General features: G+C 56.3%; 23 protein-coding genes. 11 read left to right on the top strand and 12 right to left on the bottom strand.

The window, feature by feature from the left end; all coding sequences use genetic code 11:
• The first annotated feature begins 50 nt into the window (after positions 1-50).
• Positions 51-968, top strand: coding sequence for an ornithine cyclodeaminase family protein (locus ROA7450_RS14410; protein WP_085806555.1), 918 nt, complete (start codon positions 51-53; stop codon positions 966-968).
• Positions 965-1,876, top strand: coding sequence for an alpha/beta fold hydrolase (locus ROA7450_RS14415; RefSeq protein ID WP_085806556.1), 912 nt, complete (start codon positions 965-967; stop codon positions 1,874-1,876). Before ROA7450_RS14410 ends, ROA7450_RS14415 begins: the two co-directional genes overlap by 4 nt.
• On the opposite strand, the gene ROA7450_RS14420 is transcribed toward ROA7450_RS14415, so the two are convergent.
• Complete coding sequence (locus ROA7450_RS14420; protein WP_085806609.1) at positions 1,873-3,111, bottom strand: MFS transporter; 1,239 nt, start codon at positions 3,109-3,111, stop codon at positions 1,873-1,875. The genes ROA7450_RS14415 and ROA7450_RS14420 overlap by 4 nt on opposite strands.
• 152 nt (positions 3,112-3,263) lie before the next feature.
• Between ROA7450_RS14420 and zapE the strand changes: the two genes are divergently transcribed.
• Together zapE and ROA7450_RS14430 are read left to right on the top strand one after the other, a co-directional pair.
• The gene (gene zapE, locus ROA7450_RS14425) at positions 3,264-4,319 is read left to right on the top strand and encodes a cell division protein ZapE (protein ID WP_085806610.1); all 1,056 of its coding nucleotides are present in this window, start codon (positions 3,264-3,266) and stop codon (positions 4,317-4,319) included.
• Positions 4,320-5,957: a GMC family oxidoreductase gene (locus tag ROA7450_RS14430; RefSeq protein WP_085806557.1), complete on the top strand. Its 1,638-nt coding sequence runs from the start codon at positions 4,320-4,322 to the stop codon at positions 5,955-5,957.
• Here the strand turns inward: ROA7450_RS14430 and ROA7450_RS14435 are convergent.
• Positions 5,954-6,913, bottom strand: coding sequence for a GlxA family transcriptional regulator (locus ROA7450_RS14435; protein WP_085806611.1), 960 nt, complete (start codon positions 6,911-6,913; stop codon positions 5,954-5,956). The genes ROA7450_RS14430 and ROA7450_RS14435 overlap by 4 nt on opposite strands.
• A gap of 87 nt (positions 6,914-7,000) precedes the next feature.
• On the opposite strand from ROA7450_RS14435, the gene ROA7450_RS14440 reads away from it, so the two are divergent.
• Genes ROA7450_RS14440 through ROA7450_RS14455 form a run of 4 tightly spaced genes read left to right on the top strand, consistent with a single transcriptional unit; the run spans position 7,001 to position 12,056 of the window.
• Positions 7,001-8,251 (top strand): sarcosine oxidase subunit beta family protein, encoded by a 1,251-nt coding sequence (locus ROA7450_RS14440; protein ID WP_085806612.1) that lies wholly within the window; start codon positions 7,001-7,003, stop codon positions 8,249-8,251.
• A gap of 13 nt (positions 8,252-8,264) precedes the next feature.
• Entirely contained in the window at positions 8,265-8,552 is a 288-nt protein-coding gene (locus ROA7450_RS14445; RefSeq protein WP_085806558.1) for a sarcosine oxidase subunit delta, read from the top strand.
• On the top strand, positions 8,549-11,494 hold the full coding sequence (locus ROA7450_RS14450; protein ID WP_085806559.1) for a sarcosine oxidase subunit alpha family protein: 2,946 nt from the start codon (positions 8,549-8,551) through the stop codon (positions 11,492-11,494). Before ROA7450_RS14445 ends, ROA7450_RS14450 begins: the two co-directional genes overlap by 4 nt.
• Positions 11,487-12,056 (top strand): sarcosine oxidase subunit gamma, encoded by a 570-nt coding sequence (locus tag ROA7450_RS14455; RefSeq protein ID WP_085806560.1) that lies wholly within the window; start codon positions 11,487-11,489, stop codon positions 12,054-12,056. Before ROA7450_RS14450 ends, ROA7450_RS14455 begins: the two co-directional genes overlap by 8 nt.
• A 37-nt stretch (positions 12,057-12,093) precedes the next feature.
• Here ROA7450_RS14455 and ROA7450_RS14460 read toward each other — a convergent pair whose 3' ends face one another.
• The 3 genes from ROA7450_RS14460 to ROA7450_RS21005 all read right to left on the bottom strand — a co-directional run bounded on the left by ROA7450_RS14460 (position 12,094) and on the right by ROA7450_RS21005 (position 14,115).
• On the bottom strand, positions 12,094-12,384 hold the full coding sequence (locus ROA7450_RS14460) for an SCP2 sterol-binding domain-containing protein (protein ID WP_085806561.1): 291 nt from the start codon (positions 12,382-12,384) through the stop codon (positions 12,094-12,096).
• 165 nt (positions 12,385-12,549) lie between these two features.
• Positions 12,550-13,827 carry an MFS transporter gene (locus ROA7450_RS14465; RefSeq protein ID WP_234999532.1) on the bottom strand — a complete coding sequence of 426 codons (1,278 nt, stop codon included), beginning with the start codon at positions 13,825-13,827 and terminating at the stop codon, positions 12,550-12,552.
• Between the two features lie 135 nt (positions 13,828-13,962).
• A complete protein-coding gene (locus ROA7450_RS21005) occupies positions 13,963-14,115 on the bottom strand; it encodes a hypothetical protein (protein ID WP_159454058.1) in 153 nt (50 codons plus the stop codon).
• Between the two features lie 509 nt (positions 14,116-14,624).
• On the opposite strand from ROA7450_RS21005, the gene ROA7450_RS14470 reads away from it, so the two are divergent.
• Together ROA7450_RS14470 and ROA7450_RS14475 are read left to right on the top strand one after the other, a co-directional pair.
• A complete protein-coding gene (locus tag ROA7450_RS14470) occupies positions 14,625-14,912 on the top strand; it encodes a hypothetical protein (RefSeq protein WP_234999533.1) in 288 nt (95 codons plus the stop codon).
• Between the two features lie 269 nt (positions 14,913-15,181).
• The gene (locus tag ROA7450_RS14475) at positions 15,182-15,442 is read left to right on the top strand and encodes a hypothetical protein (protein ID WP_085806563.1); all 261 of its coding nucleotides are present in this window, start codon (positions 15,182-15,184) and stop codon (positions 15,440-15,442) included.
• 54 nt (positions 15,443-15,496) lie between these two features.
• Here the strand turns inward: ROA7450_RS14475 and ROA7450_RS14480 are convergent, their stop codons facing one another.
• The 6 genes from ROA7450_RS14480 to lipA all read right to left on the bottom strand — a co-directional run bounded on the left by ROA7450_RS14480 (position 15,497) and on the right by lipA (position 23,564).
• Positions 15,497-16,120, bottom strand: coding sequence for a queuosine precursor transporter (locus ROA7450_RS14480; protein ID WP_085806564.1), 624 nt, complete (start codon positions 16,118-16,120; stop codon positions 15,497-15,499).
• A gap of 259 nt (positions 16,121-16,379) precedes the next feature.
• The gene (gene gcvP / locus ROA7450_RS14485; RefSeq protein WP_085806565.1) at positions 16,380-19,241 is read right to left on the bottom strand and encodes an aminomethyl-transferring glycine dehydrogenase; all 2,862 of its coding nucleotides are present in this window, start codon (positions 19,239-19,241) and stop codon (positions 16,380-16,382) included.
• Positions 19,242-19,301: 60 nt separating this feature from the next.
• The gene (gene gcvH, locus ROA7450_RS14490; protein ID WP_085806566.1) at positions 19,302-19,667 is read right to left on the bottom strand and encodes a glycine cleavage system protein GcvH; all 366 of its coding nucleotides are present in this window, start codon (positions 19,665-19,667) and stop codon (positions 19,302-19,304) included.
• Between the two features lie 15 nt (positions 19,668-19,682).
• On the bottom strand, positions 19,683-20,780 hold the full coding sequence (gcvT, locus tag ROA7450_RS14495) for a glycine cleavage system aminomethyltransferase GcvT (protein ID WP_085806567.1): 1,098 nt from the start codon (positions 20,778-20,780) through the stop codon (positions 19,683-19,685).
• A 275-nt stretch (positions 20,781-21,055) separates the two neighbouring features.
• Positions 21,056-22,483: an alanine/glycine:cation symporter family protein gene (locus ROA7450_RS14500; RefSeq protein ID WP_085806568.1), complete on the bottom strand. Its 1,428-nt coding sequence runs from the start codon at positions 22,481-22,483 to the stop codon at positions 21,056-21,058.
• 136 nt (positions 22,484-22,619) lie between these two features.
• A complete protein-coding gene (lipA, locus tag ROA7450_RS14505; protein WP_085806569.1) occupies positions 22,620-23,564 on the bottom strand; it encodes a lipoyl synthase in 945 nt (314 codons plus the stop codon).
• Positions 23,565-23,864: 300 nt separating this feature from the next.
• Between lipA and ROA7450_RS14510 the strand changes: the two genes are divergently transcribed.
• Positions 23,865-24,479, top strand: a complete 615-nt coding sequence (locus ROA7450_RS14510; protein ID WP_085806570.1) for a helix-turn-helix domain-containing protein — start codon at positions 23,865-23,867, stop codon at positions 24,477-24,479.
• Between the two features lie 59 nt (positions 24,480-24,538).
• On the opposite strand, the gene ROA7450_RS14515 is transcribed toward ROA7450_RS14510, so the two are convergent.
• Positions 24,539-25,273, bottom strand: coding sequence for a glycosyltransferase family protein (locus ROA7450_RS14515; protein WP_085806571.1), 735 nt, complete (start codon positions 25,271-25,273; stop codon positions 24,539-24,541).
• Between the last annotated feature and the right edge of the window lie 12 nt (positions 25,274-25,285).

Consider the following 25,285-nt stretch of genomic DNA (forward strand, 5'->3'; position numbering starts at 1 on the left):
ATTTTCCAACGTGTTCTTTGGTGCCGGTAACGGACAGCGGGGCACTTAGCATGAGCATCAAATTCATTTCCTATGACGAGGGCGAGGCAAACCTGGATTGGCTGGGTCTGTGTGACGCGCTCAAGGTCGGGCATAAGCTGCCAAAGGCCGAAATTGACGACACCCTGCTCTATCGTGGGTCTGACACATTGCTAAGCCGCTCAGCCTGGATTGATGGTATGGGTGTGGCGGTCAAGTCGGCAACCGTTTTTTCCGACAATCCCAAGGCGGGCAAACCCCTGATCCATGGCACTGTTAGCTTGTTCTCGGATCTTGATGGCGTGCCCGAGGCCTTCATCGATTTCCAGCTCGTCACCAAATGGAAAACCGCCGGCGACAGCCTGCTTGCTGCGCGCAAACTGGCGCGCAAGGATAGCCGGAACATATTGATCGTTGGGGCTGGCGAAGTGGCCACCAACTTGTATCAAGCCTACAGCGCTGGCTTCCCCGAGGCGAATTTCACCATCTGGAACCGCACCCGTGCCAATGCCGAAAAACTGGCCGCAGACTGCCCGGGCCTGCAAGTGGCCGATGATCTAGAAACTGCTGTAAAATCCGCCGACATCGTCACCTCGGCTACCATGGTCACCAACCCGATCCTCAAAGGCGAATGGTTCCAACCCGGCCAGCACATCGATCTGATCGGGGCCTACCGCCCCGACATGCGCGAGGTGGATGACACCGCCCTCACCCGCAGCCGCATCTTTGTCGACAGTTACGACACCACGGTCGAGCATATCGGCGAGTTGAAAACACCAATTGAGGCCGGCGTGATTAAACGCGCTGATCTGCAAGGCGACTATTATGCAATCAAACAGTTCCAACGCCACAGCGATGACGAAATCACGCTGTTCAAAAACGGCGGCGGCGCGCATCTTGATCTGATGACAAGCCGATACATCCTCGACGCCTGGCAGGCTGCGCAATGATCTGGGGTCTTGTTCTTCTCGCGACCATTGTCGCGTGGCCCTTTGCACGCGAGGCCCTGCGCTCGCGCATGAACGCAAAACGCCGCCAGGATGCCCCCGGTCAATTCGCCCAGCTCTCGCGTGGCGTGGTGCACTGCCAATGGCTGGGTGCGGAAACCGGCCCCCTCATCGTCTGCGTCCACGGTCTCACCACGCCATCTTTTGTCTTTGGCCCGATGGCCATGGGCCTCGGCAAACTCGGTTACCGCGTCTTGGTCTATGATCATTACGGTCGCGGTTATTCCGACCGCCCCGGCGGCATTCAGGACAGTGATTTTTTCTGCGAAACCCTGACCGAACTACTGCAAGATCAGGACATCGACACCCCCTTTACCCTGCTGGGCTATTCGATGGGTGGCGGTATTGTCGCCGCCTTCTCCGCACGTTTCCCGGAACGCATCAAACGCCTGATCCTTCTGGCCCCTATCGGCATGGGGCACGATCTGGGCCCGATCGTGCGCATGGCCAGCAACTACGAATTCTTCGGCCGCTGGATGCTGATGGTGATGTATCCGCGTATGCTGCGCCGCGGGGTCGAGGCGGAACGCGGCCTGCAAGGCGACATCGAGGGCGTGGTTGACCTGCAGATCAACGAAATGAAAACCAAAGGCTTCCTGCCCGGCGTCATCAACAGCCTGCGCGGCATCTGTGACGAAATCCTCGAAGAGGATCACCGTGCCATCCACTCCGCCAACATCCCCGTACATGCCATTTGGGGCGAAACTGACGACATTATCCCGGTATCTGGTGCCGAGAAGCTCAGCGATTGGAACCCCGACGCGATGCACAAGATTATCGAGGGTGCCGATCACACGCTGGCCTATACCGCCACGCAAGCTGTCGTTAATGCAATTCCTTCAGCCGACTAAGCGCTGCGCATCTGCAACCGCTCTTCCCGCACCGGCAAATGTACCATCGCACTGAAGGCGCCGACGCCCACGCCGATCCACCACACGGCGGTATAGTCACCGTATTGGTCATACATTCGCCCGCCCAGCCAGGCGCCCAGAAAACTGCCCAACTGGTGCGAGAAAAAGATGATACCATAAAGCGTCCCCATATAGCGCAGTCCGTAGATATGCGCGACCAGACCAGAGGTCAGCGGCACCGTCGCCAGCCACAAGGACCCCATACCAATGGCAAACAGCAGGACCGTCATTGGAGTCATCGGAACCATGATAAAGGCCGCCGCAATCATCGTCCGCAGCGTGTAAATTCCCGCCAGCAGGTATTTCTTCTGATATCGGTTGCCCAGCCACCCGGCAAAAAGCGTGCCAAAAATATTTGCCACGCCAATGATCGAAATCGACCAGGCCCCAAGGGACGACGTTGTTGTGATCCCCAGATTATGCAGCAGGCTGCCGGGCATGATCGCGCTGCACGCCTCTGCGATAAACGCCGGGAAATGCGCTGTGACAAAGGACAGCTGATACCCGCAAGAAAAAAACCCGATAAAGATCAGCGAATAACTTGGGTCACGAAAGGCCCGCATCAGGATCTCACTTAGGCTTTCCTCGATCTCGGCCTTGCTGGCCGCCTCGGGCGCGCGCATCATCGGCAGCGTTAACAGCGTCAGCAAAATCATCACAGCAAAGACCACAAACACCATTTGCCAGCTCATCACGCCCAGCAGATATTCAGCCAGTGGCGGTCCAAAGATCTGCCCGCCTGATCCCGCCGCCGTGGCAATTGCCAGTGTCATCGAACGGTTTTCGTCCGAACTGGCTCGACCCACGACCGCCAGAATAACGCCAAACCCGGTGCCCGCGATGCCAAAGCCCACCAAAATTTCCAGCATCTGATGCGCCTCGGGCGTCACCGCAAAGGACGACAGCACCAAACCCGCCGCATAGGTCACCGCCCCCAAAAAAATGGCCTTGCGATCTCCGATTTTCTCGGCAATCGCGCCAAAGATCGGCTGCCCGATCCCCCAGGCCAGGTTTTGAATCGCAATCGCTAGCGAAAATTCCGACCGCATCCAGCCAAATTCATTGGCAATTGGGATCTGGAACAGGCCAAAGGCGGCCCGGATCGCGAAAGATACCAAAATGATGATGCAGCCGGCAATCAGCACAGGGGTAAAAAGGGAAGATTTTTCGCGCATGACACTCTCCGTCGAAGGCACACCATATTCCACACGCGCCATAGGTCAATTCAGGGTTTTTGATCCCGCCCATTTCAATCGCTGATGCCTCAATTCAATTGTCAGACATATTCCTGCTTTTCTAAGTGCTTGCCTCAGGTTATGCCTTGAACATGGGAGTGTTAACCAAAGCATATGAGGATCTTGTCGCCAGTGGCGAGATCACCCGCGATCCCGCGCAGGAAACGACACTGTCCGAATTTGACCGAATCAGCGAAGAACTGGCTGAACCGGTTAAAAAAGGCTGGTTCCGCAAAGCCCCCGAAGCGCCCAAGGGTCTATACCTCTGGGGTGGTGTGGGACGTGGCAAATCCATGTTGATGGATCTGTTTGTCGATGTCATCGACGCCCCTGCCCGGCGAGTGCATTTCCATGCCTTCATGCAGGAAATCCACGCGGGTATGCATCAAGCCCGTGAGAATGGCGTCGAAGACGCCCTCGCCCCCGTCGCCGCTGAGGTTGCCAATTCGGTGCGCTTGCTGGCCTTTGACGAGATGCAGATCACCGACATCACCGATGCGATGATCGTCGGCCGGTTGTTCGAGGCGCTGTTTGCCGCTGGTGTCACCGTCATCACCACCTCGAACCGCGTGCCCGATGACCTCTACAAGGATGGCCTTAATCGCCAGCTTTTCTTACCCTTCATTGATCATATTAAGGAACGCTTGGTCGTACATGAAATGGTCAGCCCGACCGACTACCGTCAAACCAAGATGGCGGGCAGCGAAACCTATTTCACCCCAATCAACGAAGAAAGTCGCGCTGCCATTCGAGCGGTCTGGCAAAGCCTGACCGGCGGCAAGGCCAAACCCCTGAAGCTTATGGTTAACAAACGCGAAGTGGAAATCCCCCGCTTTCATAACGGCGTTGCCCGTGCCAAGTTCCACCGCCTGTGTGGCAAGATGCTCGGCCCTGCCGACTATCTGGCTTTGGCAGAAGCGGTGCGCGTTTTGATCATCGAAGAAATTCCTGAACTGGGCCGTAGTAATTTTAACGAGGCCAAACGCTTCGTCACCCTAATCGATGCGCTTTACGAGGCCCGCGTCAAAGTGATCTGCTCTGCCGCCGCCCGACCCGAGCTGCTTTATATCGAGGGCGAAGGCACCTTCGAGTTCGAACGCACTGCCAGCCGCATCAGGGAAATGCAGTCCGAAAACTGGGGCAAGTAAATGCCCAAGCCCGACAGATATGACTATATTATTGTCGGGGCTGGATCAGCGGGCTGCACGCTTGCAAATAAGCTCGGCGCGGACACCTCCAAATCCATTCTGGTGATCGAGGCCGGCCCCATGGACCGCGATCTGTTGATTCATATCCCTGCGGGTGTCTATAGAGCCTGGCGCGATCCAAAGCTCAACTGGAACTATCTGACCGAACCTGAATCCAACCTGCTTGACCGTCAGGTCGATATGCCACGTGGCAAGGTGGTTGGCGGCTCTTCCTCGATCAATTCCATGGTCTATATGCGCGGGCACCCCTTAGACTATGACGCCTGGGCCGATCATTTTGGCCTGACCGACTGGCGCTATGAAAACTGCCTGCCCTATTTCCGCGCTGGGGAAACCTATGCCAAGGGCAGCAATTCCTATCGAGGAGACAGTGGCCCGTTGGGCGTGCATCCGGGCGATTTCGACAACCCGCTTTATGACGCCTTCCTTGAAGCTGGCGAACAGGCGGGACAAGGCCGATCAGATGACCTCAACGGCTTCAACCCCGAAGGTGTCGCTCGCCTGGACGCCACCAAACGCCATGGTCGCCGCTGCAGCGCCGCCGTCGCCCATCTGCGCCCGGCCCTGAAACGCGGCAATGTCACCCTGATGACTCGGACGATGGTTAAACGCCTTACCTTTGACGGCACCCGTGCCACCGGGCTGATCTGCGATTTTGGAAGTAAAGAGCTGCGGCTAGAGGCCGAGCAAGAGGTCATTCTGTCGGGCGGTGCGATCAACTCGCCACAGCTGCTCATGTTGTCCGGCATCGGCCCAGCGGATCACCTCAACAGGCACGGGATCACCCCGCTCCTCAACCTGCCTGTTGGTCAAAATCTACAAGATCACGCCAGCATCATCCTGCAATTTGAGAGCCTGCACAGCTACCCGATCCACCGCGTTGACCGGATCTGGAACAAGGCCCGCGTCGGCGCTCAATGGGTCTTTACCCGCAGGGGCATCGCGGCCTCAAATATTTGGGAGGCGGGCGGTCTGATCCGGGGCAATGACACTGTGCCGTATCCCAACCTGCAATACCACTTCGGCCCGGTTGGGTTCGAATATGTGGGTGACAAAATCCAACTCCGACAGGCCTTTGCCATCCACGTCGATCAGCTCCGCCCCCGCAGCCGGGGTGAAATTCGCCTCGCCTCGGCCAATCCAACCGATAAGCCTTTGATGCATTTCAATTACCTACAAGATCCCTTTGACTTGCAGGAACTGGTCGAAGGTGTGCAGAAAACCCGTGAATTGGTGGCGCAACCCGCCTTTGACGGTCTGCGCGGGGCAGAAATTGACCCCGGGCCCGAGGTGCAAACCGCGAAGGATGTTGAAAACTGGATCCGCAACGCCACCGTGACCGATTTCCACCCCTGCGGCACCTGCCGCATGGGTCACGGTGACGATTGCGTGGTCGATGATCATTTCCGGGTCAAAGGCCTGCAAGGTCTGCGTGTGGTCGATGCCTCAGTCATGCCCCGCGTGATCAGCGCCAACCTTAACGCCCCCACCCAGATGATCGCCGCCCGCGCCGCTGACTATATCGCTGGTCAGCCACAGCTTGACCCGATCAAGGCCCCCTTCGCCTTTCAAAACTAACGATAGGCCGACGGCGGCTGTTCAAACTGCGCGCTATAAACCTTTGAGAAATGTGACGAACTGGCAAACCCCGTCGCCAGCGCAATCTCGGTCAACGACAGCGGCGAATTACGCAATAGGTTCTGCGCCTTATCCAGCCGCAACTCGCGATAATACCGCATGCATGACCGCCCCAGATGGTCCTGAAACAACCGGTTCAGCTGCCGGGGTGACAATCCTGCCCCTTCGGCCAGACGCCCCAGCGCCACGGGTGCCGCGATATTGGCCTCCATCACCTCCACCGCATCCAGAATACCGGGGTTGTTCGATCCGACCCGCTCCACCAACCCGGCCCGCTGCGGCCCGGCCGAGGGGCGGATTTCGGTATGCATGAACCAGTCACTCACCCGCCGTGCAAATCCCGGCCCATGATGCTGTGTGATCAACGCGTGCATCAGATCCATCGGCGCCGTGCCCCCGGCGCAGGTCAGCCGATCCCGGTCAATAACGTAAAGCGTCCGCTCCAGCAGCAGATAGGGCGAGATTTCAGCCAGCGCCTCGGCATGTTCCCAATGCACCGTCATCCGCCGCCCGCCCATCAACCCGGCCTGCGCCAGAATGATCGGCCCGCCCGACACGCCGCCCAGCACCACGCCCTTGCGCGCCATCCGCGCCAGCCATGCTGTCACTGCCTTGTTGTCATAGGCGGTCGGGTCCCCCCCGGCGACGACAAACAGGTAATCCAGCTCCAGATCATCGCCCACACGCGCCTGCGGTGTCACCACCGCCGCGCCAGAGCTTTGCTGGACTGCCGCGCCTTCGCTGATGTTCACCACTTCATAGAGCGTCTGGCCTGCCAGCAAATTCGCCGCCCGCATCGGATCGGCCAGGCTGGCATAGGCCAGAATTGCGAATCCCTCGATCGGCAAAATCCCGATCCGCCGCCTGTGGCCAAGTTTTCCCGTCTCAATGTCCATTTTGGACAAAATAAAGACCAACATAGAAAAGTCCAGACAGGCGTAATATGGCACCCTATCCGCAAATCAACACAAGGACGCATGCGCATGCGATATTCTGGCTTCAGGGTTCTCCGCGAAGGTTTGACCGGCAACAAAGGATGGAAGGCCGCCTGGCGCGAGCCTGATCCAAAACCGGAATATGACATCATCATCATCGGTGCTGGTGGGCACGGTCTGGCAACGGCCTATTACCTGTCCAAAGAGTTTGGCATGCGCAATATCGCCGTGCTGGAAAAGGGCTGGCTTGGCGGCGGCAACATTGGTCGCAACACCACCATCATTCGCTCGAACTACCTGCTGCCCGGCAACGAGCCGTTCTATGAAATGTCGATGAAGCTGTGGGAAAATCTCGAACAAGACACCAACTACAACTCGATGGTGTCGCAACGTTCGATCCTGAACCTCATTCACACCGATGGCCAGCGTGATGCCTTCGTGCGCCGTGCCAACGCCATGTTCCTGGCCGGGGCCGATGCCGAACTGGCGGATGAGGCGCAACTGCGCCGCGAACTGCCATTCCTGAATTTTGATAACGCCCGCTTCCCGATCAAGGGCGGCCTCTACCAACGTCGCGGCGGCACCGCCCGTCACGATGCGGTGGCCTGGGGCTATGCCCGCGGCGCCGACAGCCGTGGCGTCGACATCATCCAGAACTGCGAAGTCACCGGCATCGACATTGAAAACGGTCGCGTACGCGGCGTGCAAACCGTGCGCGGCCCAATCCGCGCCAACAAGGTTGCGATGTGCGTCGCCGGCTCCTCAGGCCGTGTCGCTGCCATGGCCGGCATGCGCCTGCCGATCGAAAGCCACGTCTTGCAGGCCTTCGTCAGTGAAGGCCTCAAACCCGTCCTGCCCGGCGTCATCACCTTTGGCGCAGGTCACTTCTACGTCAGCCAGTCTGACAAGGGCGGTTTGGTCTTTGGCGGCGATCTGGACGGCTACAACTCTTACGCCCAGCGCGGCAACCTGCCGGTGGTCGAAGACGTCGTCGAAGGTGGCATGGCCCTGATGCCGATGATCGGGCGTGCACGTCTCTTGCGCAGTTGGGGCGGTGTGATGGACATGTCGATGGACGGCTCTCCCTTCATCGACAAGACCGAAACCGAAGGCCTCTATTTCAACGGCGGCTGGTGCTATGGCGGTTTCAAGGCCACCCCGGCCTCGGGCTTCTGCTACGCCCACCTACTGGCCAAAGGCGAATCCCACCCCGTGGCCCGCGAAATGCGGCTCGATCGTTTCAAGCTCGGTCATCTGATCGATGAAAAAGGCATGGGCAACCAGCCTAACCTGCACTGACGGAGGACAGGACATGATTATCAATCACCCCCTTCTTGGCCCCCGCGACGCGGCTGAGTTTATCTATCTGGGCGACGCCAGCTTGATCGACCGCCCCGACTGGCAGGCCGAAGATGCCGCCGCGAAATTCTATGAATACGGCTACCTGCGCGACAACCCCGCAGGCCAGCATCAGGAACTGTGGTATCACGAACAGGGCGACCGCTCCTGGCTGGTCGTGACCCGCAACACCCTGACCCACGAAATCACCAAGGTAGAGTTGGCCCGCGATGTGGCCCGGACAAGAGGGCGCGACAAATGAGCCAGATCAACCGTGTCAAAGGCGGCCTGATTGACCGCTCCACGCCGATGAACTTCACCTTCAACGGCAAATCCATGCAAGGCTTTGCAGGCGATACACTGGCGTCTGCCTTGCTCGCCAATGGCCAGCGTCTGGTCGGCCGGTCCTTCAAATACCACCGCCCCCGTGGCATATTCTCGGCTGGATCCGAGGAACCGAACGCGCTGGTGCAACTGCGCAGCGGTGCGCATCAAGAACCCAACACACGCGCCACCGTGGCCGAGCTGTTCGATGGCCTGACCGCCACCAGCCAGAACCATCGCGGATCGCTGGAATTCGACCTGATGGCACTGACGGATTATGCCTCGCCCTTCCTGTCGGCGGGCTTCTACTACAAAACCTTCATGTGGCCCAAAGCGCTTTGGGAAAAGTTCTATGAACCGGTTATTCGCTCTTCCGCCGGTCTGGGCCGCCTGTCGATGGATGAAGACCCTGACATTTATGACAAGGGCTTCCTGCATTGCGATCTTCTGGTCATCGGCGCAGGACCTTCGGGCATATCCGCTGCACTGGCCGCAGGTCGCAGCGGCGCACGCGTCATCCTTGCGGACGAAGACTTCGCCCCCGGCGGCCGCCTGAACGCCGAAACGCTCGAAGTGGACGGCATGTCCGGTGCTGACTGGGCCACACAGGCGCTGGCTGAACTGGCCGCGATGGACAACGTCCAGATCATGACCCGCACCACCATCTATGGGTCCTATGACCACGGTGTTTATGGCGCATTGGAACGTTGCACCGATCACTTGGCCTCCTCAAACGGCAAACCGCGCCAGATCCTGTGGCGGATCTACTCAAAACGCGCGGTTCTGGCCGCCGGTTCAACCGAACGCCCCATCGCATTTGGCAACAATGACCGCCCCGGCGTCATGCTGGCCGGTGCTGTGCGGACCTATGTGAACCGTTTTGGGGCCACCCCCGGGCAACAGGTTGCTGTTTTCACCAATAACGACGATGGCTGGCGCACTGCTGCTGACCTCGCCGCCAAAGGTGTAAACGTCACCGCCATCATAGACAGCCGCGACAAGCCTGCTGTTTGTGACGTGCCCGGTGCCCGCCACATCCGCAACGCCGCCGTGCGCGATACTGCTGGCCGAAAGGGGCTGAAGTCTGTCACCCTAACCGACGATCAGATCATTGATTGCGATTGTCTGGCGGTCTCGGGCGGTTGGAACCCTAACGTGCACTTGACCTGCCACCAACGTGGCCGCCCTGAATGGCGCGATGACATCAGCGCCTTTGTCCCCGGTGGCACGCTGCCTGTTGGCATGGCCGTCGCCGGTGCTGCCAATGGCGCACTCACACTGGGGGCCGCACTAGCCGAAGGTCGTGCCATCGCCAACCAGCAGATCAAGGACCTGGGCTTCACCGCCTCGCGCAAAGCCGCCCCAAAGGCCGAAGACGAAGCCTTTGAATGCTCACCCATGTGGCATGTCGGCGAAAGCATCAAGCGCGCCTGGCTCGACCTGCAAAACGACGTCACCGTCAAAGACGTCAAGCTGTCTCACCGCGAGGGCTTCCGCTCGGTCGAACTGCTCAAGCGTTACACTACGCTGGGCATGGCCACGGATCAGGGCAAAACCGCCAATATCCCGGCCCTGGCCGTCATGGCCGAATGCACCGGCAAAACCATCCCGGAAACCGGCACCACCATCTTCCGCCCACCCTATACCCCTGTGCCGCTTGGTGCATTGGGAGGCCGGGCCCGCGGGCATGATTTCCGCCCCACCCGCCTCACACCCAGCCACGAATGGGCCAAGGCCAATGGCGCAAGCTTTGTCACCGTCGGCAACTGGATGCGTGCCGAATGGTACACCCGCCCGGGCGAAAAGGGCTGGCGTGACAGTGTCGACCGCGAGGCTTTGAACACCCGCACCAACGTTGGCATCTGCGATGTGACCACGCTGGGCAAGATCGACGTGCAGGGTAAAGACGCCGCCGAATTCCTCAACAAGGTCTACTCCAACGCCTTTGCCAAGCTGGCGGTCGGCAAGGTCCGCTATGGCCTGATGCTGCGCGAGGATGGCATCTGCTACGACGATGGCACTACCGCGCGCATGTCCGAAAACCACTTCGTGATGACCACCACCACCGCCAATGCGGTTCTGGTATTCCGCCGGTTGGAATTCGCTCGCCAGTGTTTGTGGCCCAACATGGACGTGCACCTGATCTCAACCACTGATGGCTGGGCACAGTTTGCCGTCGCCGGGCCAAAATCCCGCGATCTGCTGCGCAAGATCGTGGACGAAGACACTGATCTCTCGAACGAAGGCTTCCCCTTCATGGGCTGTGCCGAGGTCACGGTCTGTGGTGGCACCCCGGCGCGTCTGTTCCGGATCTCATTCTCAGGGGAACTGGCCTTTGAGATCGCCGTGCCCGCCCGTTTCGGCAACTCGATGATGGAGGTACTGAACAAGGCTGGCGAGGAATTCGGCGCAGCCCCCTATGGCACCGAAGCCCTCGGCGTGATGCGGATCGAAAAGGGCCACGTGACGGCAAACGAACTGAACGGTCAGACCACCGCGCAAAACATCGGCCTTGGCATGATGGTCAGCCAGAAAAAGGAATGCATCGGCAACGTGCTGTCGCAACGTCCTGAAATGGTCGGCGACGACCTGCGCCTGATGGGCTTCCGCCCGGTTGACCACAGCCTCGATGTCATCGCCGGCTCGCACTTCATCACCAAAGGGGATGAGGCCAACATGGCAAATGACCAAGGCTGGATGACCTCCACCGCTTGGTCGCCCAACCTGGGCCACTCCATCGGCCTAGGCTTCATCAAACGCGGCAATGAACGCATTGGCGAGGTTGTCCGCGCCGTCAGCCCCGTGCACGGCAAGGAAATGGAGGTCGAAATCGTCTCCGCCCACTTTATTGACCCAGAGGGAGAACGTCTCCGTGGCTGATTATACCCTGACCGCAACCCCGCCACTGGCCGGGGTCGATAGATCCTTTGGCGACCTCTCGCTCAAGGCCCCCGCTGATCTGGCGCTGGTCTCCATCGCCCTGCCTTTGGGGGCCGAGGACAAGGTGCTGAAGGCGATCAAAACCGCCTATGGCGCAGAGCTGCCTGATGCGGGAAAATCCGTGCTCAGCAAAGATGGCACTGTCCGACTGGTCCGCCTTGGCGCTGATCAGGCGATGGTGATCTTCACCCATGCCACGCCCGATGCCGAACCCACCGTGCAGGCCAAGCTCAAAGGCACGGCCTATACCACCGATCAGACCGATGTCTGGGTTGGGCTGGAACTGTCCGGCCCCACCAGCCGCGATGCCCTGCACCGCATCTGCCCGCTGGACATTCACCCAGATGCCTTTGCGGTGAATGACAGCGCCCGCACGGTGATGGAACATCTCGGCACCCTGTTGATCCGCACAGGTGATGACACATACCTACTGCTTTCGGCCAGCTCCTCGGCCAAATCCTTCCTGCATGCCATGGAAACCTCGGCGCAGAATATCTCGTAAAACTTTATGCCCGGTGAACGCCGGGCATAAACCACCCTCAGTCGGTTAAAATACTGCTGACTTTCAACGCCCGCTGCGCGTTGCCATCCACCTTCAGCTTGCCCGACATATAGGCCATCACCGGGTTCTGATCGCCGGATAGAATGGCCTTGAACACAGCATCACTGGCCATCAAAGTCACATCCGCATCGCCATCGCCAGCCCGCGCGCCATGCTCATCCAGCATCAGAATGCCCTCATCGGTGATGGTCAGCTTCGTCGTGCCCTTGATCACACCCCGCACCTTGGCATCCAACTCCGCAATATACTGCGCCACAACGTTACTCATGTTTCTTGGCCTTTCAGGTGATCTTTTCGACGAAAACATGAGCTTTCACAGCGACGGCCACAATCGAAACCTTACGTTACATCGGCGTGCGATTTGACAATTCCGAGGGTTAGCGAGTGCCATATTCTAATACCGGCCCAAAACACGCCCGTTAATAAGCCGGGTTTAAAACTCCGAATGACCCTGTTGCGCGTCAGCGATAAGTTTCGGGATTCTCCAGATCACTGGGATAGACAAAAGCGAAGCACCAACCATGTAATAGACCGGGGCGTAATTGTCCCCGGTACGATGGACCAGATAGGTCGCAATCATCGCGGTGGAGCCACCGAATACCGCCATACAGATGTTATACCCAAGAGCAACGGTACTGACTCTCAGATCGCGGGGTGCCATTGAAGTCAAAGCCGTAACCGAAAGCGCCCAGGCCACACCATTCATGAGCGAAAGACCAAGTTGACCAAGATAGATTGAAAGCACAGAGTCCTCAAGCATAAGACCCCAGAGCGGCGCGGCTAAAACCACCGATGCGATGGCTGCGATCAGAAAAACGGTCCTGAGCCCAATTCTGTCAGCCAGCCAACCGAAAATCGGAACCATCAATGCCATCGCCAGCAGGTTCAGCGTGGTTATGTCGAGCGCCTTGGCGCTGGAAACATGCATCTGCCCTGTCAGATATGAGGCAGCGTAGACGAAGATCATGAAATAAATAACAGCAGTAGGCATGAGCAGTATCACCATCTGCGTGATCAAGCGCCAATGCTGTGTCAATGCCACAATCACGGGCGAAGGGCCTGACCGATCTCCGTCAGGCATCGCTTTGGATTCCCTTAGATTCCGCCGAAGGATCGCACTGAATGCAGCCACAGCTGCGCCAAACAGAAACGGCAATCTCCAGCCCCACGTTGCCATCTGATCACTGCTCAACATGGTCGATAATGCGGCTGGCACGGCCGATCCCAAAACACACCCCATCAACATGGCAAAGGGCACGAAACTGCCAATAAAGGCGCGGCGCTTCATAGCGGTCTGCTCAATGATCAGTACGCCAGAAGCAGTATATTCCCCAGCGACAGATATGCCCTGCAAGATGCGGATTATCACCAGCAGAACCGCAGCAGAAATCCCGATCTGATCATACGTCGGCAAACAGGCAATCGCAAAAGATCCGCCCCCCATAAGCAGCACAGAGAGGATCAGCGCAGGCTTTCGGCCAAGGCGGTCGCCGATATGGCCAAACACCAAACTGCCGATTGCTCTTGCCGCGTAGCCTATCGCCAATACAGCAAAAGCAGAAAGCGTTGCTGCGAATGGATCGTCCGACGGAAAGAAAACTTGCCCAATAATAGGCGCCAGAAATCCGTAAACAGTAAAGTCATACCATTCGAGCGTATTGCCACTTGTCGCCGCTACGACGGATCGTCGTGAAAGCATTTCTGTTTGCACGCCATTATGTCCTTAACAATAGACAGCGATGTTTGCACACACCACGCCACTCAGCAAGGCAGGCGTCGATGCAAAGTTGCTCATCCAATCAGCACGCGTTGAACTTGTTCTTTCGCCAAGCACACTTAATCCAACCTAGCGTAAGCAATGCGATCCGTTGCCTCGCGTTCCGTTCTCAACCAGCAAAAAACTGCCCTCATCCGTGATGGTCAGCTTCGCTGTGCCCTTGATCACACCCCGCACCTTGGCATCCAACGCCGCAATATACTGCGCCACAACGTCACTCATGCCTTTGACCTTTCAGGTGATCCCTTTGCTGCAGGAACATGAGTGTTCGTTCTTGAGATCGCAATCAGAACCTAACGTTACAATCACAAAGCCGGGCAGTGCCGGACCGCGGGTGGGCATCGCAACGCTGTAAGGGAATGCTTTATCGTGCAACACACATCCCACCTGAGTTGGAATTCGATAGGATGCCAAAGAGCCCGCCCATGGGGCGGTCGGGCTCTGCCCGGCGGGCTGCGCCCTTGATTCCGGGCATATGATAGCTGCGCCGTTTTGTGACAATCCGTGGGGTGGGTGCCAACCCACCGCTGAGAAACAAACACGCAAGAGCGCTTCCGCACCTCTAATCACGGAGTGTGAGGTATAGAGCGACACATCAACATGCTTCCGATAGCCTGCTTAGAATCCATCTCGACGTGCCAGAAATGCGGATTGCTCTGCCATTTTTCCTTTCATTGTCAACCTGAGCCTGTATGGAATGTAGCAACTCGGCGTCAAATTTGGAGCAAGTTATGAAATCGCGAATTACCTTGTCTTTGACAGAAGAAGGCCAATTCGAAATGCACCTAAATGAAAAAGGGCGCGATGACCTTATTGAGCTTCTCCAATCACTTGATCGAGATTGCGAGCACTTTCATTTAGCTCCAGAAGATTATGGCATGGACTGCGCCGTTTCAGAAATACCCTATAGAGAAACAGATCGTGTATTTACTTGGGGTAAGATCTTGTTTCGCCCCGACGACTGGGATCGCGAGTATTTTCCACACGTAATGGATGAAAAAACCGATTCACCAACTTAGCCGCACATTGCCGAGGCACGCGGGGGCGATCCTTTGGAGTGCAACAGCCCCTTTATCCCGCAAAACCCGCACACCCTTACCGTGTCACGAAACCTCACCCAATCGCCGCAGCGATGGGGTGCGTCGGCGATGCGCGGCGGGCTACGCCCGCTGTTTCGCGCAGGGTGGTTGGATCACTGCAGCGCCCCTGTGTTTTCGTCTGTCAGACACAGCTATTTTGATCTGATGCTCTCCCACGCCCGTATTCAAGCCACAAAGGGAGAAAACGAATGACCGATAATGACAATGTGAAAACCACATGGGATTTGGTAATGGATGAGACCCAAAACCCGCTGAAAAACTATTCTTTGCCCACGGCACACATGCTCATGCAAATGCTGGCATGGATGTGGAGCGCCATTTTCTCGCTGTCGATCGGCAGCTATCTTGCATTCGGGATCAGCGCGGTGACCCACATGCTATTCATCGGCGGTCTGTTCATGACGATCATCGTGTTCAATAAGGCCGAGCTAAACGCAACTGACCAATGACGCGCTATGGGCGCGCACCGCTGTTCAACGCTGGTGACCAGATCCGAACGGTTCCTACGCCGAGCGGGCTGTCAACCTTCTGACAATCATTCGAAACGGGATCAGCGCCAGCAGGGCCAGTGACAGTTTCACCATCCAGTCCGCCACCGCGAGCGAGGCCCATAGCGGCACCATCGGCCCCACGCCCAAGAGCGGCAGCACCTCATTGGCCCAAGACACATCATTCGCGGGCTCAATCCAAGACAAGCTGGCGGAAAAGGCGATGGTGAAAAACAGCACCGTATCCAATGTCGACCCCACCAGAGTCGACACCAGCGGCGCCCGCCACCATGTGCCTTCGCGCAGGCGGTCAAAGATTGCCACATCTATCAGCTGCGCACACAAAAACGCCAGCCCAGATCCGATGGCAATCCGCACGGTCACCAGCGGCCCGAACTCGCCCACAATCTGTGTCCCAACAAAGGAACAGATCACCCCCACCACGAAGCCCGCGACAATCACCTGCCGCGCTGGTCCTGGTCCATATACCCGGTTCATCACATCCGTCACTAGAAACGCGATCGGATAGGTCAGTGCCCCCCAGGTTAGCCACTGCCCCAGCAGATGCTGCACAAGAATATTCGACACCACCACAACGGCGGCCATGGCCAGAATTCCGGGAAGATGAATGCGCGTCATTTTGGGCGGCTCTCAGATTGGGGGTCGGGGGGACATTCCCCCGCAAAGGCAGTCGCACCCAATATTCGGGTCGCGACCAGAATTCAAGCCCTCCAGCACCCATCCGAGTTTCGTACAAAACCCGCGTACAAGTTGTACAAGTCGTACATAAAAAAAGCCCGCCACAAGGGCGGGAAAAATCCGGCAGAGGTCTCTACGTCCCCACCGGATCAGCAGTTGAACCGGCCCTGCTGAACATCAGACAGGGCCGATCAGGAGGTTATTCTGCAGCTTCTTCTTCGTACTCTGACATCGGTGGGCAGGTACAAATCAGGTGACGGTCGCCATAAGCGTTGTCGACCCGGTTGACCGGCGCCCAGTACTTATCAACACCCAGTGAACCGGGAGGGAAACAAGCCTGCTCGCGAGTGTAGGGACGATCCCAATCACCAACCAGATCGCGCACGGTGTGTGGCGCATTTTTCAGCGGGTTGTTCTCTGCATCAATGGTGCCATCGATCACCTGCTGTGCTTCGGCCCGGATCGACAGCATCGCATCACAGAAGCGATCCAGTTCGTCCTGAGGCTCGGATTCTGTCGGCTCCACCATCAGCGTTCCGGCCACCGGCCAGGACATGGTTGGCGCGTGAAAACCACTATCTACCAAGCGCTTAGCTACATCATCAACCGAGATGTTACCCTCGGCATCCAATGGTCGGGTGTCGAGAATACACTCGTGCGCCACACGGCCAGTCTCGGACGTGTAGAGGATCGGGTAGGCATCTTTCAGACGTGCGGCGATGTAGTTGGCGTTCAGAATTGCCACCTTGGTTGCCTGCGTCAGACCGGCGCCGCCCATAAGCAGGACATAGGCCCAGCTCACTGGCAGGATCGAAGGTGATCCAAACGGTGCCGCCGAAACCGGACCGACCGCTGTACCGTATTCTGGGTGACCTGGCAGGTGCTCCTCAAGGTGTGCTTTGACACCGATTGGACCCATGCCGGGGCCGCCCCCACCGTGCGGAATGCAGAAGGTCTTGTGCAGGTTCAAGTGGCTGACGTCCCCGCCAATCTTACCCGGCTGCGCCAGACCAACCATGGCGTTCATATTCGCGCCATCGATATACACCTGCCCACCGTGATCATGCGTGATCTGGCAAACCTCTTGAACGGTCTCCTCAAATACACCATGGGTCGACGGGTAGGTGATCATGCAGGCCGCAAGATCGCTTGAGTGTTTCTCAGCTTTGGCCCGGAAGTCAGCGACATCAATATTGCCTTTGTCATCCGAGTTAACTGGAACAACCTTATATCCAACCATTTGTGCCGAAGCGGGGTTGGTTCCGTGAGCGGAAGTGGGGATCAAGCAGATGTTGCGGTGCCCTTCCCCCCGCGAGGCGTGATAGCTGCGAATGGTCAATAGACCGGCATATTCGCCCTGCGCACCTGAGTTCGGCTGTTGGCTGATTGCGTCGTAACCGGTGATCTGACACAGTTTGTCGTTCAGGTCGGCGATCATCTCGTGATAACCCTGCGCCTGATCTCCTGGAACAAATGGGTGCATGTCGCCGAACTCGGGCCACGTGACCGGGATCATCTCGATGGTTGCGTTCAGCTTCATGGTGCACGATCCCAGCGGGATCATCGCACGATCAAGCGCTAGATCGCGGTCGGCCAGTCGGCGCATGTAGCGGGTGATCTCTGCCTCGGCCCGGTTCTTGTGGAAGATCGGGTGTGTCAAATACTCGCTTTCCCGCAGCGCATAATCGGGCAAACGATAGTGGCGGTTCTTCTTGCTGTCATCTTTCTGGTCGATGCCAAACGCAGCCCAAACTGCCTCGATGGTTTCAGGGCGGGTTTGTTCGTCTAGAGAGATGCCGACCCTGTCGTCACCCACTTTGCGCAGGTTGATACCGCGGGAAACAGCCGCCTCCATGACGACCTTTTGCAAGTGACCAACTTCAACGGTGATGGTGTCAAAGAACACCTCTGGTTCCACTTTGAAGCCATGCTGCTCCAGCGTGTCTGCCATGCGCGAAGTTTTCCGGTGCACCGACTGGGCAATCGCCTTGATGCCATCTGGGCCGTGATAAACCGCATACATCGATGCTATAACCGCCAGCAACGCCTGAGCGGTACAAACGTTCGAGTTCGCCTTTTCACGGCGGATGTGCTGTTCGCGGGTTTGCAGCGACAGACGATAGGCCTTATTGCCACGGCTGTCGATGGAGACACCGATGATACGGCCCGGCATAGAGCGCTTGAGCTTGTCCGTTGTCGCCATATAAGCCGCGTGTGGGCCACCATACCCCATCGGAACGCCAAAACGCTGGGTGGAACCAATGGCAATGTCGGCCCCCATTTCACCGGGTGATTTCAGCAGCGCCAGTGACAGGATGTCAGCCGCGACAATGGCGATGCCTTTGTTTTCATGCAGTGCCGCAATTTCCTTGGTGAAATCACGCACGTGGCCGTGAGTGCCGGGATACTGGAAGATCGCGCCAAAGACAGCTTCTGCTTCCAGCTCGTCGGGATCAGCAACCACGATATCCACGCCCAGAGGTTCGGCTCGGGTTTTGATCACTGCGATGGTTTGCGGGTGGCAGTTTTTATCGACAAAGAAGGCAGCATTGTTCGCTTTGGAGCGTCCGCCACGTTTTGCCATGGTCATGGCCTCCGCAGCCGCAGTCGCTTCGTCCAACAACGAGGCGTTGGCAATGTCGAGACCTGTCAGATCGCTGACCATGGTTTGGAAGTTCAGCAGCGCTTCAAGGCGACCCTGAGAAATTTCAGGCTGATACGGCGTGTAAGCCGTATACCATGCCGGGTTTTCCAGAATATTGCGCAGGATCGGCGCTGGCGTGGTGGTGCCATGATAGCCCTGACCGATCAGTGACGTCAGAACCTTGTTCTTTTTCGCGATCTTTTTCATGTGGAACAGCGCATCGCGTTCCGTCATCGCAGGACCCCAATCCAGCGGCTCTTTCTGGCGGATCGACGGCGGAACAGTTGCGTCAATCAGTTCATCAAGCGTTTTGAAGCCGATCACCTGCAGCATGTCAGCCATCTCTTGAACAGAGGGGCCAATGTGGCGGCGATTGGCAAAGTCGTAGGCTTCGTAGTCAGTGAGTTTAAAGGCCATGTGCGCGGTCCTTAGTCAGAGCGTTACCCCTGCCGGAGCAGATCCGGCAGGGTATTGATATCAACCGATCAGGGCTTTGTAGCCGTCTGCATCCATCAGATCTTCAAGCTGCGAGCTATCGCTCAGCTTAATCTTGTAGATCCACGAGTCACCTTCCGGGCTCTCATTCAGGGCACCAGGGTTGTCGGCCAGTGCTTCGTTGGCTTCAACGATGACACCGTCCAGAGGAGCATAGATCTCGGACGCAGCTTTAACGGATTCAATGACGCCAATGTCATCGCCTTTTTCAAACTCGTCGTCCGGTTCTTTCATTTCGACAAATACAACATCGCCCAGTTGGTCCGCGGCGTGCTGAGTGATACCGATGGTGGCTGTGTCACCTTCGACTGTGATCCACTCGTGGTCTTCTGAATAGTAAGTGCTCATAGCTTAGTCTCCAACTTAGCGTTTGTAGTTTTGCTGTACGAACGGCAGCGATACAATTTCAGCCGCCTGTGGTTTTCCACGGATGATCAGATTGACCTTTTCACCCGGCTCGCCGTGACCGGCGGAAACGTAGCCCATTGCAACGGGGCCACCAAAAGTTGGGCCAAAGACGCCCGATGTGATCTCGCCGATGGCGTTGCCTTCGGTGCACTGCACCTCGACACCGGTACGGGCCGGTGCGCGACCTTCTGGCTTGATGCCAACCAGTTTACGCGCAGCCCCTTGGGCCAGTTCACGCTGAACGCGCTCGGCACCTGGGAAACCACCTTCCTCCTTGCGGCGCTTCTGAATCGCCCAGGACAAGCTTGCCTCGATCGGCGAGGTCGATTGATCGATGTCATTCCCATAGAGACACAGACCAGCTTCGAGACGCAGACTGTCACGTGCGCCAAGGCCGGCAGGCTCACAATCATCATGTGCAAGGAAGGCACGCGACACTTCGATGGCTTTGTCTTCCGGGATCGAAATCTCGTATCCATCCTCGCCGGTGTAACCCAGACGTGAAATACGACATTCAACACCAGCGATGTCAGCGACGATGGTTTCCATGAACTTCATCTCGCGCGCCGCTGGACACAACTCACCCACAACGTCTTCGGCCTTCGGTCCTTGAACAGCAACCAGTGCACGATCAAAGATTTCGGTGACTTCGACACCATCGAGGTTGGCTTTCATGTGTGGGATGTCTTGGTGGCGCAGCGCGGCATTCACAACAACAAAGAAGTGGTCACCAGCGTTCGAGACAATTAGGTCGTCCATGATGCCGCCTTCGGCATTCGTGAAAAAGCCGTAACGCGCTTTACCTTCTTTGAGAGTGGCATAAGCCTGCGGACACAGCCCCTCGAGCTTTTCACCAACGTTTTCACCACGCAGGATCACCTGTCCCATGTGGCTCACGTCAAAAAGGGCAGCCTTTTCGCGGCAATGTTTATGTTCCCCCATGATGCCCATGGGGTATTGGACAGGCATCTCCCATCCGGCGAAGTCAACGATCTTGCCGCCAAGCTCGACGTGCAGATCATAAAGCGGAGTGCGTTTGGGCGCGTCAGTCATGACAGATGCCTTTCTTTATGTTTCAAACACTCAGTTCCGGACCACCATACCCTCACAATGCGCGTTGCGTTTGACACCTGCAAGGTTTGGTCCAATTTCGAAATTCAGGAAGTCTTTTTTGACTTAGGCAGAAGATGATCGATTCACTGCGGCTCTTTCGAGTACGTCATTTCGTATATTCTGCAGGTGGAATCGCTTTGATCATAATCGATGACTTTCCCGGCTTTGGTGTGGGGGATCAGGCGCCCTGACACAGGGCACCTGATCAGATTTTATCAGTCTTCTTTGGGTTTATCCCAAGCAGTGTGATCCAGGTCCAGATCCGGAAATTGAGTCGGATCGAAAACTGGGCGGTCTACACCGGATTTCAACTGCTCATCAAAGTCGCGCAAAACACGACCTAGGATCGGGAACAGCATCATAAGGGCCAAAAGGTTTACAAGCGCAAGGACACCCATCATCGGATCCGAGAAGAAGAACACTGCAGTTGCTCCTGGTGCGACTGCACCCAGGAAAACAATTGCCATCAGTGCGAGCTTGAACCCGAAAATCGCAGATTTGTTTTCACTCAAAAACGAAATCGCGTTTTCCCCCAGATAGTAATTGTAGATGATCGAGCTGAAAGCAAACAGCAAAACAGCAATGGTCAGAAACTTACCAGTCCAATCGCCTAGGCTGTCAGCCAAAGCATTTTGTGTCAGCACAACACCATCGATGTCAGCACCTGGCTGATAAACATCGCTGACCAGGATCATCAGGGCAGTACAGGTACAGATAATGATCGTATCGATGAAAACCGAGAAAGACTGCGTGATACCCTGACTAATCGGGTGGCGTACGTCAGCGGTTGCCGCAACGTTTGGTGCCGAACCCAAACCGGCTTCGTTCGAGAACAGACCACGGCGCAGACCCTGTGCAATTGCTGCACCCATACCGCCACCGACTGCTTCTTGGAAGCCAAATGCATTCGCGAAGATCGATGCAAATGCGCCCGGAATGTCACCAATGTTCAAAACAATCACAATGACCGCCATGGCAATGTAGCCAAGCGCCATGACCGGAACGATAATGTCCGATGCCTTCGCGATACGATGGATACCGCCAAAGACGATATATCCGGTACCAATCGTTAAAACAGCGCCTGTGATATAACGGCTCAGGCCAAACGAGTTCTCAGCCGCGCCCGCAACGGTATTACCCTGGAACGCAGGGAAGCCGATCCCAAAGGCCGCGATCAGACAGATCGCATACAAAACGGCCAACCAACGATATTGTGTACCCAAACCATAAATGATCATACGCGCAGGACCGCCACGGAAGGTGCCGTCTTCCTCACGGCGCTTGAATACCTGCGCCAACGTACACTCTACAAGGCTGGTCGCCATGCCAACGATGGCAATCGCCCACATCCAGAAGACCGCTCCTGGCCCACCAAGTGTAATGGCAACGGCAACACCTGCGATGTTCCCACCTCCAACACGACCACCAATGGAGACAAACAACGCCTCACGTGCAGAAATCGCATTTGGATCAGATGTTTGATTGCTGCCGGACAGAACCCGGAACATCCGTTTGAAATACCGGAACTGTACGAAACCAGTACCAATGGTGAGAAAAACACCGAAAATAACGAGGAATGGGATCAATGCCCAGCCCCAAGTCAGATCGCCGATTAGGCCAAATAAATTTTCAAGAAAACCCATCTTCAAACCTCCAGATGCAATTCATGAATAGATGCGATTGCATCTATGGACAGGCAGGAGTCGCACCTGCCTTGTCGGTTTTTCTGTGGAACTTTCGTGTTTAACGCTTCCATGGTTTCCCTCCCACTACGTTATATTATGCTCTCGCAGCCAATGCCTGTTGACGGGCTACTTTGAGAGCGGCAAAATCTTCGTCCGCGTGGAACGAAGAGCGTGTCAGCGGTGTTGCCGACACGCCTAGAAACCCTTTGGAGCGTGCGATACGTTCCAACTGGTTAAATTCTTCGGGTGACCAAAACCGGTCAATCGGGTGATGTTTTGGGGTTGGCTGCAGGTATTGGCCAATGGTCAGGAAATCCACGTTTGCGGCGCGCAGGTCATCCATGACCTGGCGGATGTCATTAAGAGATTCTCCCATACCGACCATCAGCCCTGATTTTGTAAACATCTGAGGATTAGCAGTTTTTGCGTCATCCAGCAAACGTAGTGAATTATAGTATCGCGCACCGGGACGCACCGTGAGGTAGAGATGGGGCACAGTTTCCAAGTTATGGTTGAACACATCCGGGGTAGAATCAAACACTATTTTCGCCGCGCCTCCCTTGCCAAGGAAATCTGGCGTCAGCACTTCGATCGTCGTATCCGGGTTCTGATGACGCACTGCGCGAATGGTTTGCGCGATGTGTTCCGCACCACCATCTGCCAGGTCATCCCGGTCAACAGATGTAATCACAACATGCCGCAGGCCCAACTTCTTTACGGCAGCGGCCACCCTGCCTGGCTCAAATGCATCCAGTGCGTCAGGACGCCCTGTCATGACATTGCAAAAGGCACAGCCACGGGTACAGACCTCGCCCATGATCATCATGGTGGCGTGGCGCTTGGACCAGCATTCACCGATATTTGGGCAAGCGGCCTCTTCGCAGACCGTTGTCAGATTGTGATCCCGCATCAGGCGTCGGGTTTCATAGTACTCTGCGCTCTCGACCTTCTTCTTGCGAATCCATACGGGTTTACGAGGGATGACACTATCGACCTTCTTAGCCTTTTCCGGATGGCGGGGGCGCAGCTGAACGGTCATTGGGTCTCTCCCTTACGCGCGGAAGGCTTTTGAGGAACCGGGGGTTTTGTCTCAGACAGAAGGGCTAAGGTCGTCGAGGCATAACCCTCAAACTCACCTTTTAGCACCGCAAGGCCGCTTTTGATCACCTTATCCCCTCCCATGCATAGTATTCGAAAAACGTCATATCTGACCCTTAATGCGAATCTTTGTTCCCTATAGGAAACTTTTCCCTCTCGATCAACAAATTTTATCAAAGGGAGATTTTGACGACACTGGCACACAGTGCTAATACAAGAAAACATAAGGAGAATTCGCTAAATGGAGCCAGTCCAGCCCGAAGAAATCGTCATCGCCGGAGAAGTAATTGAGGCGCCTGACGGGGAAATCTTGGGAAAAATGATTCGCGACGCCCGCAAAGACATGGGCCTGACACTGGAAGAAACAGCCAAGGCGGCGGCTATTGGCCGTTCTACTTTGTCAAAGATCGAAAACAACCAAACCAAGCCCAGTTTTGAAATCATCCGCCGCCTAATGCAGACACTGAATCTGAAAACACCACAGTTGTTTGTTCAGTCGTCCCAAACCGGGATTTCAGGCCGCCGTGACTACACCAAAAGCGATCAGGGTGAGCATCAGGTCACGAAGACCTATGATCATGAACTACTATGCACAGAGCTTACCAGCAAACGCATGCTGCCATATATCAGCACGATCAAAGCTCGCGACGTAACCGAATTTGACAGCTGGGTGCGCCACAGCGGCGAAGAGTTCATGTATGTAATCAGCGGCGAACTGACACTCTACACTGAACATTATCGCCCTCTACCAATGAAAGCGGGTGACTCTGTCTATTATGACAGCAGCATGGGCCATGGGTGTGTTTCAACCAGCGAAGAAAACGCAAAGGTATTGTGGGTTTCATTGGAGCTGTAAGGCGCTGTTCAGGCACAAGCGCTCCGACAACCCTCTGACATCTCCACTATACGGGTAAATTACTGGAGCTTTTCCCAAGGCCGCCCGGCATTAGGCTGAACTTCCTGCATGAGCTTCCGCATTTCAATTTGCATTCCAGGCGCGCGTTGGCGATTGACGGTCTGAAACAGGGAACTTTCCCATAATTCATCGGGAAGGTTTCCTTGCACATACCCCTCATCTCGCGGAAGGGTCCACATATTTACTCCACACTTGATCTGATGTCGTGAAAACCTGAAGTCGACAAAGCCTGCGCTTGTGATCATGTCATCAAGCGAAGGCATGTTCTTTCCCATGGCGCAAACCGTGCCCGTCCCCAAGACATCAACCTTGATTATTTTCTTACATTCTTTTCCAAACAGAAAATTGCGCCAGCCGTGTTTACCGAAGCGCTTCTTGAAAACCCATGCATGGGCCTGATACCCGATCGAGTTTTGCTCTAAATCGACCTTGTCCGCGAATTGCAGCATGCGTTCAATATAGTCCTTGGGATAGATGATATCGTCATCAATCGTAAAAACGACATCATCCTTCTCAGCTGGAAAGGCAAATTTTCCAGCGTCCATTAAGTCCTTATCAGGAATCAACGGCTCAACATTGGGAAACCTGTTCAACGCTGCCGGTATTTCAGTGTATTCGTTCAAACACAAAAACAACCTGTCCACTTGGGGGGCGATGCTGTGGATCGTATCCCACATAATGTCCTGCCTTGGCGGAAACGTTGCCATATGTGCGCGTAACATAACCTTGATCATTGCTCCAAGAAA

This window comes from Roseovarius albus (genome assembly GCF_900172335.1).
GTDB classification, from domain to species: Bacteria; Pseudomonadota; Alphaproteobacteria; order Rhodobacterales; family Rhodobacteraceae; genus Roseovarius; species Roseovarius albus.

Coding starts and splice junctions, on each gene's coding strand:
- ROA7450_RS14440 (WP_085806612.1), top strand. CDS start 7,001: ATGCGATATTCTGGCTTCAGGGTTCTCCGCGAAGGTTTGACCGGCAAC.
- ROA7450_RS14450 (WP_085806559.1), top strand. CDS start 8,549: ATGAGCCAGATCAACCGTGTCAAAGGCGGCCTGATTGACCGCTCCACG.
- ROA7450_RS21005 (WP_159454058.1), bottom strand. CDS start 14,115: ATGAGTGACGTTGTGGCGCAGTATATTGCGGCGTTGGATGCCAAGGTG.
- ROA7450_RS14460 (WP_085806561.1), bottom strand. CDS start 12,384: ATGAGTAACGTTGTGGCGCAGTATATTGCGGAGTTGGATGCCAAGGTG.
- gcvT (WP_085806567.1), bottom strand. CDS start 20,780: ATGACTGACGCGCCCAAACGCACTCCGCTTTATGATCTGCACGTCGAG.
- ROA7450_RS14515 (WP_085806571.1), bottom strand. CDS start 25,273: ATGATCAAGGTTATGTTACGCGCACATATGGCAACGTTTCCGCCAAGG.
- ROA7450_RS14445 (WP_085806558.1), top strand. CDS start 8,265: ATGATTATCAATCACCCCCTTCTTGGCCCCCGCGACGCGGCTGAGTTT.
- ROA7450_RS14500 (WP_085806568.1), bottom strand. CDS start 22,483: ATGGGTTTTCTTGAAAATTTATTTGGCCTAATCGGCGATCTGACTTGG.
- ROA7450_RS14435 (WP_085806611.1), bottom strand. CDS start 6,913: ATGGACATTGAGACGGGAAAACTTGGCCACAGGCGGCGGATCGGGATT.
- lipA (WP_085806569.1), bottom strand. CDS start 23,564: ATGACCGTTCAGCTGCGCCCCCGCCATCCGGAAAAGGCTAAGAAGGTC.
- ROA7450_RS14415 (WP_085806556.1), top strand. CDS start 965: ATGATCTGGGGTCTTGTTCTTCTCGCGACCATTGTCGCGTGGCCCTTT.
- ROA7450_RS14420 (WP_085806609.1), bottom strand. CDS start 3,111: ATGCGCGAAAAATCTTCCCTTTTTACCCCTGTGCTGATTGCCGGCTGC.
- ROA7450_RS14480 (WP_085806564.1), bottom strand. CDS start 16,120: ATGACGCGCATTCATCTTCCCGGAATTCTGGCCATGGCCGCCGTTGTG.
- zapE (WP_085806610.1), top strand. CDS start 3,264: ATGGGAGTGTTAACCAAAGCATATGAGGATCTTGTCGCCAGTGGCGAG.
- gcvH (WP_085806566.1), bottom strand. CDS start 19,667: ATGAGCACTTACTATTCAGAAGACCACGAGTGGATCACAGTCGAAGGT.
- ROA7450_RS14410 (WP_085806555.1), top strand. CDS start 51: ATGAGCATCAAATTCATTTCCTATGACGAGGGCGAGGCAAACCTGGAT.
- ROA7450_RS14510 (WP_085806570.1), top strand. CDS start 23,865: ATGGAGCCAGTCCAGCCCGAAGAAATCGTCATCGCCGGAGAAGTAATT.
- ROA7450_RS14475 (WP_085806563.1), top strand. CDS start 15,182: ATGACCGATAATGACAATGTGAAAACCACATGGGATTTGGTAATGGAT.
- ROA7450_RS14430 (WP_085806557.1), top strand. CDS start 4,320: ATGCCCAAGCCCGACAGATATGACTATATTATTGTCGGGGCTGGATCA.
- ROA7450_RS14470 (WP_234999533.1), top strand. CDS start 14,625: ATGAAATCGCGAATTACCTTGTCTTTGACAGAAGAAGGCCAATTCGAA.
- gcvP (WP_085806565.1), bottom strand. CDS start 19,241: ATGGCCTTTAAACTCACTGACTACGAAGCCTACGACTTTGCCAATCGC.